This window comes from Pseudomonas sp. THAF187a, from assembly GCF_009363395.1.
Taxonomy (GTDB): Bacteria; Pseudomonadota; Gammaproteobacteria; order Pseudomonadales; family Pseudomonadaceae; genus Aquipseudomonas; species Aquipseudomonas khazarica.
Window position 1 is genome coordinate 884153 of sequence record NZ_CP045349.1, and the last position, 13515, is coordinate 897667.

A 13515-nucleotide genomic window follows, 5' to 3' on the forward strand; every position below is an offset into this window, starting at 1 on the left:
CTGCGTACCCTTTATCTTGATAATGAATTAGGCACGGCATATTTGCTGTGGAGACATTAATGCGCTGCGCATCGATCACTGTCACATTCAGTCCAGATCCTGTGCTTGTTGTGACTCAGCTGCGAGCTCTACCAGACGATTGGCTCCGGCTGGTGGTCGACAACGGTACTTCAGATGATGAGTGGGCGCTTATAGAGCCGGCAATTGCCAACCTTCCAGGAGTCGAAGTGATGCGCCTTGGTGCGAATCTGGGGTTGGCTGCTGCGCAGAACCGCGGCATGGAGTACTTAGCGGGCCGAGGCGACTGCACTCATGTGTTGTTGCTGGATCAGGACAGCGAACCGCTACAAGGCTCGGCTAGCGCCTTGGCTGATGCCCACTCCGCTCTGGTGGCACGCGGGTATCCCGTAGGGGCGGTTGGCCCAGCGTTACGCGACCCTGTATCAGGCGTGCAGCATGGCTTTCATCAGGTAGTAGGTTGGCGTTGGGCGCGTGTTAATCCCGTTGATGGAGCCCCGGTGTCTTGTGAGTGCCTCAACGGCAGTGGAACGTTCATGGCTCTTGAGCTTGCGTTGTCTTTAGCGGGGATGGACGAAGGTTTGTTTATCGACCATGTTGATACCGAATGGTCGTTCCGGTTACTGGCTTCCGGTCATCGGTTATATGGCGTGCCAGAGGCCTCTTTTCTGCACCGTATGGGCGACCGAACTACGCGGTTATGGCTGTTCGGTTGGCGGGTTTGGCCGGTGCGCTCGCCAAGTAGGCATCGTTACCTTTTTCGCAATGCGGTGTTGTTGCTCGGACGCTCTTACGTTCCGCCTATTTGGAAAGCGTGGGCGGTAGTAAAGCTGGGTCTAACAGTGGTGGTTTTTGCACTTGCTGGGCCACAGCGTTTGGCCCAGCTAGGCAATATGGTTGCGGGTGTTCGGGATGGCGTGCTTGGGCGGTCGGGTGCTCTGTGACAAGGATGTCTAGGCTCGCTGCCCTTGCGAGAGACACGCTGTCGGGTGGGGTGTGGATGGCTGTACGAGTCTTCTCCTTGGCTGCGTGGCTCTGGCTGCTCGTACAGCAGCTCCCAGCGGAAGACTTTGGCTGGCTCGCCTCGGTGCTCGCAGTGTCGGCGGTTTGCTCATTGGTAGCCCCCTTAGGTATTCCCTACCTGTTCTTTGCTGATGCGCATTCGTCAATCAGGAATGGAAAACGTTGGAGTGAGGCGCTTGGTGTTCTTATCGTCACTGGCCCGTTGCTGGCTATCTTAGGAGCTTTGTTGCTCGATAGGTGGTTGGGGGGCGTTGTTTCTCTGCATGTGACAATCGCTTTCATGGTTGTCGAGGTGTTGATCGCTTCGCTTGTCCAGTCTGCCGGTCTGTGGGGGCATTCGATTGGCCATATTGGTATTGCTGCCGGCTTGCCGGCAGCGCTGACAATTGCACGAGCAGTAGCGGCGGGGCTGTGCATGACTCTGTTGGGCAATGCAGACATGATGTTAGAGAGCTATTTGCTCATTCATGTCGTGGTAGGAGCCTTGGTTGCTTTCGCCATGCTTATATGGGTCACCCGGAGCGTTGCGTTGGAATGGCGACCTACTTTCCCGCTGATTAGTACATTCATTGCCGCATGGCGTTACGCGGTAATGGGAGGCGCTGCTCTAGCTTCAAGTGAGCTCGACAAGCCCTTGATGGTTCGTGTTATGGGACTTCACCAGGCGGGGCACTACGCAATGGCGTACCGCGTATGTTCGGCATTAGCTATGCCTGCCACTGCATTGGCGGCCACGATGCTGCCGCGCTGGGGGGCGGCTGTCGCACAGCGTGATGTCGTTCGTTTGAAGCGCTCGTTTATCGCGGCCTTACTTGCTGTCGCTGCTATCGGTATTGTGCTGATAGTGCTGTTGTATACCTTTTTGGCGATATACCCCCCAGGTAGCTTCGGGCTCTATCCGGATGCGTGGCCATGGATGCAGGGGTTGGCAGGTTTAGTGGTGCTCATAGGGCTTCGTCAAGTGGCTGCCACGGCATTGATTGCTGTCGGGCTTCCGTTGGTAAGGGCGCTGTTAGATATAGGCAGCCTTGCGATTCTCGCGGCGGTCGCGTTTCTGACATACCCGGCGTTGAGCATCGGAGGTGTAATGTTTGGTTGTCTTCTTGCCGAGGCCTGTGCTGCGATTACCATGGCCTTATTTTTTTTTCTTGCTCTAGACGAGTTGAGGTCAGTTGGAAGCTCCAGTGATGTATGAGAGTCAAAGAAGCGGTGACGAAGGCGGAGCTGAATGGGACAAGGCAGATCTTGAATACGTCACGATCTGTTTGGCCTGTGGCGGAGAGCAATTTGCTGACCGCCATGAGGATCTTGAAGATCTTTTGGGGGGCTTGCCGGGGCGCTGGGGGTTTCTGGCTTGTTCGGTGTGTGGCTCGCTTCACTTGAACCCACGACCGACACCCGCGGCCATTGGTCGAGCCTATCCGACTGACTATGTGACCCATGGCAGCGGCGGGAATGCAAACTCGCGCGATAATGGCTCTTCGTGGGTATGGCGATTGGCCAATGGATACCTTAACGCGCGTTTTGGCGCTACGCGACATCCTGCTACTCGGATAGGCCGTTGGCTAGTCCCCATGGTATGGCCGCTTCGTCAGCAGCTTGATTACTTCTTCCGCCATTTGCCGGCTAAGCCCGGTCGTGTACTGGATGTCGGGTGCGGCAATGGTGCTTTTCTCTTGAGAGCGCGATCTGCTGGATGGGTAGTACAGGGTATTGAGCCTGACCCCCTCGCCGCAATGGGAGCGCGGCAGGAGGGGCTCGATGTGGCGAACTGTGCAATTGAGGCGTTCGCACCGGCGGCGCCGTTCGATCAAATTACTCTTTCGCATGTTTTTGAACATTTGCATGCGCCTGATGAGGCGTTACGGCGGATGCATCCGTGGTTGCGGCCTGGCGGTACGTTGTGGATGAGCCTTCCCAATCCCTCTGGGCTGGGGCATCTTTTTTTCGGACGCAACTGGTTTTCTCTAGATCCTCCGCGCCACTTGTTCTTGCCTCCGCCCCGCCAGGTTGTTGCCATGCTTCGGGCTGCCGGTTACCAGGATGTGCGCTTGATGCGTCGTGGAAGAGGTGCGCGTAGTTCAATACTCCCATCAGTGGAATACGCGCGTCGCCGCAGTCGAGGGTTTACATGCGGGGGTGCACTTATCGCGTCTGTAATTGATGTATTGGGATCATGGTTTCCAGCGCTGTCCGAAGAGATAGTCGTTATTGCCAAGCGGAGAAAATAGAGCTGTGTGGGAAGACGGCGATTTAGAACGTCTCAGGGCGTGCCCTGTCTGTGGTAGCGAGCGTTTGCTCAATGCCTATGAGGGGTTGATAGATCTCGAAGAGGACGTGCCAGGGACTTGGTCCATGGTGGAGTGTCCTGGGTGTGGCAGTTTGTTATTGGACCCACGCCCCACTCCTGCGGCATTACCGAAGGCATATGGTTCGTACTATACGCACCAACCCCCTCTCGCAGAGAACGCTGTGCTTCAGGGGCGAGGTTTGCTCAAGAGTATCGCCCGAGCTTACCTCGCACGTCGCTATCGCATCGGTGTAGCAGGCCCGAAATGGATGGTTATGCTGGCTTTATTGGCATGGCCGCTTCGGCAGCAGCTCGATTATCACCTGCGCCATTTGCCGCGCGGTGGTGGGCGTTTGCTGGATTTAGGATGCGGGAGTGGTGGTTTTCTGCAGCGTGCTGGAGAGGCCGGGTGGGAGGTAGTAGGAGTTGAGCCTGATCCAACGGCAGCAGGTGTTGCGCGTCAATCTTCTCATGTCGATGTCCATGCGTCGCTCGATGATGTGTCAGGTCTGTTCGACGTAATTACGATGGCCCACGTTTTGGAACATGTGCATGATCCGCGCGTTTTGCTTGCAGATTGTCATAGCCGTCTCCGCCCTGGAGGGCATTTGTGGATTGCTACGCCTAATATTTCAGGTCCGGGGCACCATTTGTACAGTGATGCCTGGCAGCCACTCGAAACGCCAAGGCATTTGGTGATGCCGCCCCCATTGGCGCTTGCATCCCTTTTGCGGGATGTGGGTTTTGATGAGGTGCGTTTCTTGAAACGTGGTCGGGGTTCCGCTAAGCGACTGCGTGCAAGCCGTGAGCGAGCGATGGCTCTCGGCCGTCGCTCCTGGATGGTCGGGCCGTTGGCATTAATGGTCGATTTGGCCGCAAGCTTGTCAGCATTTGCCGGAGAGGAGTTAGTGGTTACGGCTACACGGGGCGTACGATGAGTGCTCGGTTGCAGGCACTGGTGGTTGAATACCGCTCCCCGCATCGTACGATCGCGTGCGTCAAAGCGTTACTAGAGCAGGGGGTGCCGGTCGTACAGGTGGTCGACAACAGCGCGGACGATGGCGTCACTTGCGCGTTGCTTATATCTGCGTTTGCTGATGATGGCCGCGTTCGGGTTTTAGATGCCGGCGCCAATCTAGGCTTCGCGGCGGGAGTTAATCTTGGACTTCGTCACCGTGTTTCTGAGCGGGTATTGCTGATCAATAACGATGCGTTACCAAATGCCGGGGTGATCGCTGCGCTAGAAGCTGCATTGAATGCCGAACAAGATGTTTGCATTGCTTTCCCCTCGCTCCTACATGACGGGCAGCGGCTGGGACAGGTCTACTATCACCGCTGGTTTGCGATACTGATGAGTTGTCGATGGCCTGGGACCTTCGAGGTACCACGGGGATGTTGCATGCTTGCGGCGCTTGATCGCATACCAGTTGCCCCGCTTTTTGATGAGCAGTTCTTTATGTATGGTGAGGAAATCGCCTTGGGCTGGCACTTGCATCGGCGGGGTGCGCGTATCAGTCATGTTGATACTGTGTGGGTAGATCACGAGGGATCGGCAACTGCCAAGCGAGGATCGCCATTTTATGAGGAGCGTACGGCACTGGCTCATTTGCTATTGAGTAACGTACTTGAAAACAAAGTGAGTGAGCGGCGGATACTGGCAGCCGTGCGTTTTACTATGCTTGTGCTGCGGGCGTTGGTTCGCTCACTGCGCCAGCGTAGCTTTTTCCCCCTGTTCGCGCTGAGGCGGGCCCGGGGTATTGCTCGAGGTGTCATCACTGGAGCGCTGCCGCCAAGTTAATATTTCAAACGGTGTGGTTTTGTTACCATCGGAAAAGTACCCAGGCTTTCTCTAAGGTTCTCCCCAAAACGTTCCCACGCAAACTGTGACGCGAAGTCTTGGCACGAGCGGGGTGTGGGTATGTCTGTATGCAGTATTTTTATTATCTGTTCTGAAAGTGCTACGTAGTCGCCTGAGGGTACAAGTGTTCCTGATAGTTTTTCCGACACTGCATCCACTATTCCGCCGGTAGCAAACGTCACCGTCGGTAATCCATGCGCGGCTGCCTCAATAGCGACCATTCCAAAGCCTTCAGGGTCATTAGGGAGGTGTCGCACGGGAAACACATGTACGTTGGCAGCTTCGTAGGCAGTAGCCAGCCGTTTCTTGTCAGTGATTACGCCCAAAAACCTGATATGCCCCGACACGCCAGACTTTGCAGCTTGGGCCTGAATGCTTTCAACGCTTTGGATTCCTGCGCCTAAGGAGTTCTTTGGTGCTTCGCCAACCACTACGAGCACTGCATCAGGCTCGGTCTCTACGATGGCGGGCAGTGCCTGCTCTACAAACTCCCGCAAGCCCTTGCGTGTCGTCAGGCGTCCTACGGATAGCAGGATCTTTTTGCCAGTTAGTCCGTGCTGCTCTTTAAACGCTGCGATGCTTTCTGCAGGTTGTGATGACTCCGGCAGGCTGACGCCAGGATAAACAATACTGATTTTGTTTGGATTTACGTCAGCCGCTATGGCCAGAGCGTGTGTAGGCGAGCTATTGACGATGACCTTATCTAGCATCTTGAATATTGGCCGCCAAAGTCTGCGGTACAGGCCGTGATTGACGCTAATGTCGAAGCCATGCAGATATGCGGCCGAGCGGGCGCCGCGCAGTTTGCTCAGCAACCAGGCAATGGGCGCCGTAAGGCCGCTACCCGCCAAAATGACATCCGGTTTCCAGCGCAAGGTAATCCACGCCCCCCTGAAAAAGGCCATCAGCAGGAACAGTGGTAGGGGCTTGAGTGGCGTTTCAGTCAGGATGACAGATTGGGGCTTCAGTGCTGCCGCTCCTCCCGGGCCGATCACCTGTACCTCGTGCTGTTTGGCTAGTTCATCAGCCATATGCCAGTTCAGACGCTCCATACCTCCGACCAATGGGGGGAGGTTGCGCGTGATCAGTAGGATGCGCGTTGTCATTGAGTGGCCTTTTCGTAACGCTGAATCTGTTCGAGGAAATACGGCGCAGTGTTGGCGACAAAACTTGCGGTCAGGTGCTGTGCGTCCCTGTACACCACCGTTCCGTCGCGCATGGCCTGGCATTGTCCGTCCGGGCAGACCAGCTTGCTGGTGGGCAGCCAATAGGTGTTTGGTTGTGTCTCCGCCACGGCCTTGAGTAGTTCGGCTACATGGGTATATTGCGCCGGCCCCGCGGGGTTCTGGCATGCGGCCTCATGATCGGCGCCATGTCGCATGAGGCATTGGGGGCCGCTCACTTTCAGCGTTGGGTTGGCCTCCAGCAGGTAAATGGCTTTTGCGCTGTGTGCAAATTCCTCAAGTATGCGGCGTGTGCCCTCTTGCCATTGTTCATCACTGAAAGCATTGGAGGCTGTGCTGCCAATGAACAGACGATCAATCGACTGCTGCTGTAACCACGTGACTGCTTTTGCCCTCCATTCGGCGCATTCGGTGTACTCCCTGCCGATACGTGCATAGAAGTACGGCTCATCCACCATCGGGCATGAGGACTTTGTTAGAACGATCAGTCGCCACTGTGCTGGATCGAGTGCGCGTTCCAATGCAGGAAACCATTGGGCACCAATGCTGTCGCCAAATAGAACGGCAGTCTTTTGAGCATCCTCGTTCCCATAGACGCAGGGATTGAGATCAGCGTTGTGATACCAGCTATCACATCCTTGCTTATATAGGATTGGAGCATCGGATAGGGCTTGGGCAAACGCTTGGTTGGCTGTTGCCAATTGTCTCTGTGTGTCGGTCTGCCACTTCAGGAACTGAGAGTTGAGCAGAAGCATCGTGAACACGGCCAGGACGATCTGCCATTTGGTCTTGATGCGGGCTGCCGAGCCGTAGCGAATCGGGTTCTCTATCAGAACGTACGTCAGTATCGCAGCCAATAAGGATACGGCCAGGGCGAGGAACGTATGACCGAGATGGCCTTTGATGGGGGCCAGTTGCTCGCCGATGATGAGAACGGGCCAGTGCCAGAGATACCAGCCATATGAGAGCCGTCCCAGTCGTTGCATCGGTTGCAGCGCGAGAAAACTACCGATGATGGTCTGTTTGCCGCTACTTCCTGCCCATAACAACAGGCATGTAGCCAGGGTGGGTAACAGTGCGAGAGCGCCGGGGTAGACGGAGTCCGGCTCGATGATCACGAGAGCGCTCAGCAGCAGAAGGAGGCCGCTGCTAGCCAAGGCCAGGGCGATTGAGCTGGAGGCTCTCCTGTCTCGAGAGAGTAGCCATACCAGAGCACCGGCTGAGAACTGCCAGGCGCGGGTCGGCATCATGTAGAAGGAAAACTGCGGGTTCGACACCGAGAACAGCATGCAGGCGCAGAAAGAGATCACCGTGATCACGGTAAAAAAGCGTACTGCCGCTATGTGGGGGTTCCGACCTTTGCAGTAGCCGGCGACCAACAAGATCGCGAGTGGCCACATCAGGTAGAACTGCTCTTCAACGCCCAGTGACCACGTATGCAGCATGGCATTGCTGGTGTTTTCATCTCCGAAATAGTCGACGTCGGAAAAGGTGAAGTAGATATTGCTGAGCCAAACGACTGCCATGGCGGTCGCGATACCTTGCTCCTGGTACTGGCTTTCATGCAGCAGGTAGCTGGTCAGCAGGCTGGTAACAACCAGCATCGTCGCCAGCGCGGGGAGCAGTCGGCGTAGGCGGCGTGCATAGAAGCGTCCAAGTGCGATCGTGCCGGTCGTGCTCTGCTCTCTCAACAGGATGCTGGTTATCAGAAAACCGGAGATGACAAAGAAAATGTCGACGCCGATAAAACCGCCCGAGAACCCAGGGAGATCGAAATGGGCGGCGATAACCAAAAGAACGGCTATGGCCCGAAGGCCCTCGATATCAGGTCGAAAAGAAGCGTTCATCGCGTGCTGGCGTTGGCCTGTTATTGGATAGCTGCGTGGCGTCGGATTATCTACCGCTGCCTCGGGATTGGCTTAGGCTGAGACTACGTTCGTTTGCCGGGGTAAGCGCCCTCGTGTATCGATAACCAGGCGTGCTTGATTCAGTAGCTGCTCGTAATCGAAGCTGTCGTGATCGGTAGCAAGAACCAGGCAGTCGTAGCTGGCGATATTCTCTGGGCTTAGCTCGATGGACTTCAGGTCGAAGTGATAATCCCGCTTCTTGGGGAAGCACGGGATATGCGGGTCGGCGTAGTCGACCAATGCGCCTTTGCCGTGCAGGAGTTCCATTATCTCCACGGCCGGCGATTCGCGGCTGTCGTCGATGTTCTTCTTGTAGGCCAGGCCCAGCACCAGAATGCGGCTGCCTTTGACTGCCTTGCCGTGGTCGTTGAGGGCGTCTGCGGTTTTCTGTACGACCCAGTGCGGCATGTAATGGTTGATCTCACCGGCCAGTTCGATGAAGCGCGTGTTGATGCCGTATTCCTTGGCCTTCCAGGTCAGATAGAAAGGGTCGATGGGGATGCAGTGACCGCCGAGACCTGGACCCGGCTGGTAAGGCGTGAAGCCGAAGGGCTTGGTTGCCGCAGCGCGAATGACTTCGTGTATATCGATGCCCATCTTGTCGGCGACGATCTTCATCTCGTTGACCAGGCCAATGTTCACCGAGCGGTGGATGTTCTCCAGCAGCTTGGTCATCTCTGCTGTACGCGTGCTGCTCACCGGAACCAGGGTGCGAATGGCACGGCGATAGATGGCCTGGCCAAGTTCCAGGCAGCTTGGCGTCATGCCGCCAATTACCTTGGGGATGTCATGGGTGCCGTAGCGGGTATTGCCAGGGTCTTCGCGTTCCGGGGAAAACACCAGAGCGCAATTTTCACCAGGAATAAAGCCGTGGTTGGCCAGGCGTGGGGCCAGCACTTCGTCCGTGGTGCCTGGCCAGGTAGTGCTTTCCAGGCTCAGCAGTTGGCCAGGGCGAAAGTGGGGGAGTATCGACTCTACGGTGTTGATGACGAAACTGAGGTCTGGCTCGCGATGGCTGTTCAGCGGCGTTGGTACGCAGATGATCAGAGCATCCGCCTCGGCTGTGCGCGCAAAGTCTGTCGTGGCCTCAAGCCCCTGAGTCAGGGCGTTGTCGATGCACTGTGGCGTCAATCGCTCGATGTAGCTGTGCCCGGCATTCAGGAGATCTACCTTGCGAGCATCTATATCGAAGCCGATAACTTTCACGCCGACTTCGCAGAAGCGCAGCGCCAGGGGCAGACCGACATAGCCGAGGCCATATATGCCGACAACCGCAGTTCCTGAATTGATTCGTTCTTGCAGGGAAAATAGTGCTTCGTTCACTGTGCTGCTCGACTGCGTGAGGGCTTCATGGAGCCATCATGCCAGAAGGGATAAGGAGGAGGCAGTGTGCTCAATCACGCTTGCGAGTGTGATCGCAAGGCGCAGCGCTTGTTGTCGATCATTCGGCGCGGAGTGTCCAGTGCATTGCCATGTTGAGCGGTGTTGTACGTTGCCGCGGGGGTAAGGCGCGCTGGATATCTACAGCGCCAACCGCATCGACAAATCCACCGCCTTCACATCCTTGGTCAGCGTCCCCAGCGAGATGTAGTCCACTCCGGTTTCCGCGATCACGCGCAGGGTGCTGTCGGTGATGCCGCCCGAGGCTTCGAGTTTCGCGCGGCCGGCGGTGAGTTTGACCGCTTCGCGCATGTCCTCCAGTGACAGTTCGTCGAGCATGACGATGTCGGCGCCTGCGTCGAGGGCTTCGCGCAGTTCTTCCAGGCTTTCCACTTCTATCTCCACCGGCTTGCCCGGAGCGATCTGGTGGGCGGCGTTCACCGCCTGGGCGATGCCGCCGCAGGCGGCGATGTGGTTTTCCTTGATCAGGAAGGCGTCATACAGGCCGATGCGGTGGTTGTGGCAGCCACCGCAGGTCACCGCATACTTCTGGGCCAGGCGCAGGCCGGGAAGGGTCTTGCGAGTGTCCAGCAGTTTCACCTGGGTGCCTTCGACCAGGTCGGCGTAGTGGCTGCAGCGGGTCGCCACCGCCGAAAGGGTCTGCAGGAAGTTGAGAGCGGCGCGCTCTCCGCTGAGCAGCGCGCGTGCCGGGCCCTCCAGGCTGAACAGGGTCTGCTCGGCCTGGGCGCGCTCGCCGTCCTGCACGTGCCAGTGCACCGTGACCCGCGGATCGACCTGACGAAAGACCGCATCGACCCACGCCGTGCCGCAGATGGTCGCGGCTTCGCGGGTGATCACGCGGGCGCTGGCCAGCCGCTCCGCCGGAATCAGCTGGGCCGTGATGTCCCCGCTGCCGATGTCTTCGGCCAGGGCGCGGCGGACATTGGCTTCGATTTCGCTGCTGAGGTCGGCGAGGGTCAGGTTGGGCATGATCGGCTCCGGAGTAGGCGAGGGGCGATTATAGAGGCAGGACGGCATCGGGCTACAGCGCTCGCGGGCATCGCTTCGATCCACGGGCGACGAGCAGAGCTCCGCCCGACCGCCGGTGCGGCGTCACGCGGCTGTCAGCGTTAGTCTGTAGGCTCCACGGTCGTCGGGTACTGGCTACCGTCTGGAGGTGGCGTGTGGCTATCTGTGACCTGCATCATGTCTGTAGGAAAAATTGGCTTGGTATGGCTCGCAGCCTCCCTATAATGCCTTTACATTTTTCATTATTGACGCCAGGCCTTTGACGTTAGGGATGACGCTCGGTTGACGCTGTGCAGACCAGGAAGCCCGGGTTCGGGCAGTCTGCGGGAGACTAGAATGAAGACCGACGCGAATGTGGTGCACCTGAACAAGGCCACCGCAGAGCAATCGCCAACTTCGCCGGTAGGAAGACTGCCCGTGGCGCTGATTCAGGTGCGTGACAAAGCCGCGCAACAGCTCAAGCAGAATCTGCAGAGTCTGTTCGACAACGCCGACGATACCCTCTTCGAGATGGCGGATCGGGCGACCAGCAATGCCGAGCAGAATGCCTTCTTCGAGGCCATGCGCGACCTGCGTCTCAAGCGCAAGACCATCGAGCGTGGTTTCCTGCAGAAGGTGTTCGAGTCTTTCGCCAATCTCAACCAGTACGAGATCGGCAAGCCGCAGCCTGCACTGGATGCGGTGTCCTTCGACAGCCTCAGCCTGGTGCAGAACGACGAACTGGAAGAAACCGTGGCACTGGACGCCATGGTGGCCAAGGTCATGAGTCGTGACGCCGCAGCGCTGGGGCATCTCACCACGCGTCTCAACGCGGTGATCAGCAAGAAGCTGGATGACAAGAGCAACCCGCTCGGTCCGACCCTGCTCAGCGAATACTTCCTCGATGCCTGCAGCGGCCTGGGTGTCGAGATCAAGGTCAAGCTGATCATCCTCAAGCTGTTCGAGAAGTACGTCTTGGGCAGCTGCGACAATCTGTATGCCGAGGCCAACCAGGCGCTGGTCAGTGCCGGCGTATTGCCCGAGCTGAAATCCGCACCACCGCGCCGCCAGTCGCGCCCGGCCGCCTCCACGTACGTGCAGTCCTCTGCCGAGGAAGGCATGCCGCTGCTCGAAGGTGCCGACCAGGGCGTGCAGGAAGTCTTCGGCGCGCTTCAGGACCTGTTGTCCCAGGTGCGTGGCAGTGCGATGCCGCGCCGCGCTCAGGTGGCCGATGCGCTGCCCATCACCAGCAACGACCTGATGCGTCTGCTCTCGCACATGCAGCAGCGCACGCCGGCGCAGATCAACCTCGACGACTTCGACCTGCGCAACCAGCTCGAGCACCTGCTCGAGCGCGCCAGTGCCAAGAGTGGCAAGGCGCGTGTGGTCGGTGAAGTCGACGAGGACGTGATCAACCTGGTGTCGATGCTGTTCGAGTTCATCCTCGACGACCGCACCCTGCCGGATTCGCTCAAGGCGCTGATCGGCCGCCTGCAGATCCCGATGCTCAAGGTCGCGGTGCTGGACAAGACCTTCTTCAGCCGTGGCAGCCACCCGGCTCGTCGCCTGCTCAACGAAATTGCCTCTGCGGCATTGGGTTGGGGCGAGCAGGACGATGCGCAGCGCGACAGCCTGTATCAGAAGATCGAACAGGTGGTGCAGCGTCTGCTGAACGACTTCGTCGATGACCCGGCGATTTTCTCCGAGCTGCTCGCTGACTTCATGGCCTTCACGGGCGATGAGCGTCGCCGCAGCGAGTTGCTCGAACAACGCACCCGTGATGCCGAGGAAGGCAGCGCCAAGGCCGAGCTCGCCCGTCGTCAGGTCGAACAGGCATTGAACGAGCGCCTGCTGGGCAAGACGCTGCCCGAGGTGGTGGTGCGTCTGCTGCAGGAAGCCTGGAGCAAGGTGCTGATGCTCACCTGCCTCAAGCATGGCGTGGAATCGCCGGAGTGGCAGTCTGCCCTGCAGACCATGGATGACCTGGTCTGGAGCGTTGCGCCGCACGAGGATCCGGAAGCCCGTCTGCAGCTGCTGGAGCTGGTCCCGGGTCTGCTCAAGGCTTTGCGCGAAGGCATGGCCAGCGCCGCCTTCGATCCGTTCTCCACCAGCGAGTTCTTCAGCCAGCTGGAAGTGCTGCATGTGCAGGCCTTCCAGCGCTTCAAGCGCGCCGCTGCCGAGGCCGAGGTCACGCCCGAGCAGGCCGATGCCGTGCAGGCTGACGGCGGCGAGGGTGACCTCGAACTGCCGCTGCTGGAGTTGCCCGCCGAGGAAGCGGTGGTCGAGGACGCACCGGCGATGGTCGAGGTGGTCGAGGAAATCATCCTGCTGGCTCCAGGGCAGACCCGTCCGCAGGAGCCGGAAGTGATGTTGCCGGACGACGATGAGGCGCTGCTGCAGGTAGACAGCCTGCGTGTGGGCAGCTGGGTCGAATTCCAGGAAGACGAGGAGCACAAGCTGCGTTGCAAGCTGGCGGCCATCATCAAACCGACCGGCAAGTATGTGTTCGTCAACCGCACCGGCATGAAGGTGCTGGAGAAGAGCCGCAACTCGCTGGCCGTGGAGTTCCGTCGCAACGCCATTCGCCTGCTCGACGATGCGCTGCTGTTCGATCGCGCGCTGGAGTCGGTGATCGGCAACCTGCGCAAGCTGAAGAACGCCTGATCGATCGCCGTGGCGTGCGCTGTCTTCAGGGCATGCGCGCGCTTCCGGCGTGAGGCACTGCATGCCTCGTCCTGTGCCTGACGGCGGCACGATCCGTTCGACATTTCCTGTCCCGCGCACATCCTGTTGCCGTCTCGTGCTTGGCCGTCCGGGTTGGCTGCTCTAGAGTGATGGCTCGCTCAG

10 protein-coding genes are annotated in these 13515 nt (G+C 58.4%); 6 read left to right on the plus strand and 4 right to left on the minus strand.

Annotated features, from left to right (window positions below):
* Nucleotides 1-59: 59 nt before the first annotated feature.
* From FIV02_RS04050 to FIV02_RS04070, 5 genes are all read left to right on the plus strand, one after another.
* The gene (locus FIV02_RS04050; RefSeq protein WP_152487871.1) at nucleotides 60-962 is read left to right on the plus strand and encodes a glycosyltransferase; all 903 of its coding nucleotides are present in this window, start codon (nucleotides 60-62) and stop codon (nucleotides 960-962) included.
* Nucleotides 963-1018: 56 nt separating this feature from the next.
* A complete protein-coding gene (locus tag FIV02_RS04055) occupies nucleotides 1019-2236 on the plus strand; it encodes a lipopolysaccharide biosynthesis protein (protein ID WP_152487872.1) in 1218 nt (405 codons plus the stop codon).
* A gap of 379 nt (nucleotides 2237-2615) precedes the next feature.
* Nucleotides 2616-3272 carry a class I SAM-dependent methyltransferase gene (locus FIV02_RS25165; protein ID WP_371923266.1) on the plus strand — a complete coding sequence of 219 codons (657 nt, stop codon included), beginning with the start codon at nucleotides 2616-2618 and terminating at the stop codon, nucleotides 3270-3272.
* 259 nt (nucleotides 3273-3531) lie between these two features.
* Entirely contained in the window at nucleotides 3532-4269 is a 738-nt protein-coding gene (locus FIV02_RS04065) for a bifunctional 2-polyprenyl-6-hydroxyphenol methylase/3-demethylubiquinol 3-O-methyltransferase UbiG (protein WP_172979125.1), read from the plus strand.
* Nucleotides 4266-5129 (plus strand): glycosyltransferase family 2 protein, encoded by an 864-nt coding sequence (locus FIV02_RS04070; RefSeq protein ID WP_152487875.1) that lies wholly within the window; start codon nucleotides 4266-4268, stop codon nucleotides 5127-5129. Before FIV02_RS04065 ends, FIV02_RS04070 begins: the two co-directional genes overlap by 4 nt.
* Here the strand turns inward: FIV02_RS04070 and FIV02_RS04075 are convergent.
* The 4 genes from FIV02_RS04075 to nadC form a co-directional block, all read right to left on the minus strand.
* A complete protein-coding gene (locus FIV02_RS04075) occupies nucleotides 5126-6241 on the minus strand; it encodes a glycosyltransferase family 4 protein (protein ID WP_152487876.1) in 1116 nt (371 codons plus the stop codon). The two genes, FIV02_RS04070 and FIV02_RS04075, sit on opposite strands and share 4 nt — an antisense overlap.
* A 50-nt stretch (nucleotides 6242-6291) precedes the next feature.
* Complete coding sequence (locus tag FIV02_RS04080) at nucleotides 6292-8220, minus strand: acyltransferase family protein (RefSeq protein ID WP_152487877.1); 1929 nt, start codon at nucleotides 8218-8220, stop codon at nucleotides 6292-6294.
* A gap of 72 nt (nucleotides 8221-8292) precedes the next feature.
* Nucleotides 8293-9603, minus strand: coding sequence for a nucleotide sugar dehydrogenase (locus FIV02_RS04085; RefSeq protein ID WP_152487878.1), 1311 nt, complete (start codon nucleotides 9601-9603; stop codon nucleotides 8293-8295).
* Nucleotides 9604-9801: 198 nt separating this feature from the next.
* Nucleotides 9802-10650, minus strand: a complete 849-nt coding sequence (gene nadC / locus FIV02_RS04090; protein ID WP_152487879.1) for a carboxylating nicotinate-nucleotide diphosphorylase — start codon at nucleotides 10648-10650, stop codon at nucleotides 9802-9804.
* Nucleotides 10651-11025: 375 nt separating this feature from the next.
* Between nadC and FIV02_RS04095 the strand changes: the two genes are divergently transcribed.
* On the plus strand, nucleotides 11026-13332 hold the full coding sequence (locus FIV02_RS04095; protein ID WP_152487880.1) for a DUF1631 domain-containing protein: 2307 nt from the start codon (nucleotides 11026-11028) through the stop codon (nucleotides 13330-13332).
* Nucleotides 13333-13515: the final 183 nt, after the last annotated feature.

Bases quoted from the DNA above. Each gene is read 5' to 3' on its own strand.
- FIV02_RS25165 (WP_371923266.1), top strand. From the start codon at position 2,616: ATGGTATGGCCGCTTCGTCAGCAGCTTGATTACTTCTTCCGCCATTTG.
- FIV02_RS04050 (WP_152487871.1), top strand. From the start codon at position 60: ATGCGCTGCGCATCGATCACTGTCACATTCAGTCCAGATCCTGTGCTT.
- nadC (WP_152487879.1), bottom strand. From the start codon at position 10,650: ATGCCCAACCTGACCCTCGCCGACCTCAGCAGCGAAATCGAAGCCAAT.
- FIV02_RS04055 (WP_152487872.1), top strand. From the start codon at position 1,019: ATGGCTGTACGAGTCTTCTCCTTGGCTGCGTGGCTCTGGCTGCTCGTA.
- FIV02_RS04075 (WP_152487876.1), bottom strand. From the start codon at position 6,241: ATGGAGCGTCTGAACTGGCATATGGCTGATGAACTAGCCAAACAGCAC.
- FIV02_RS04080 (WP_152487877.1), bottom strand. From the start codon at position 8,220: ATGAACGCTTCTTTTCGACCTGATATCGAGGGCCTTCGGGCCATAGCC.
- FIV02_RS04095 (WP_152487880.1), top strand. From the start codon at position 11,026: ATGAAGACCGACGCGAATGTGGTGCACCTGAACAAGGCCACCGCAGAG.
- FIV02_RS04070 (WP_152487875.1), top strand. From the start codon at position 4,266: ATGAGTGCTCGGTTGCAGGCACTGGTGGTTGAATACCGCTCCCCGCAT.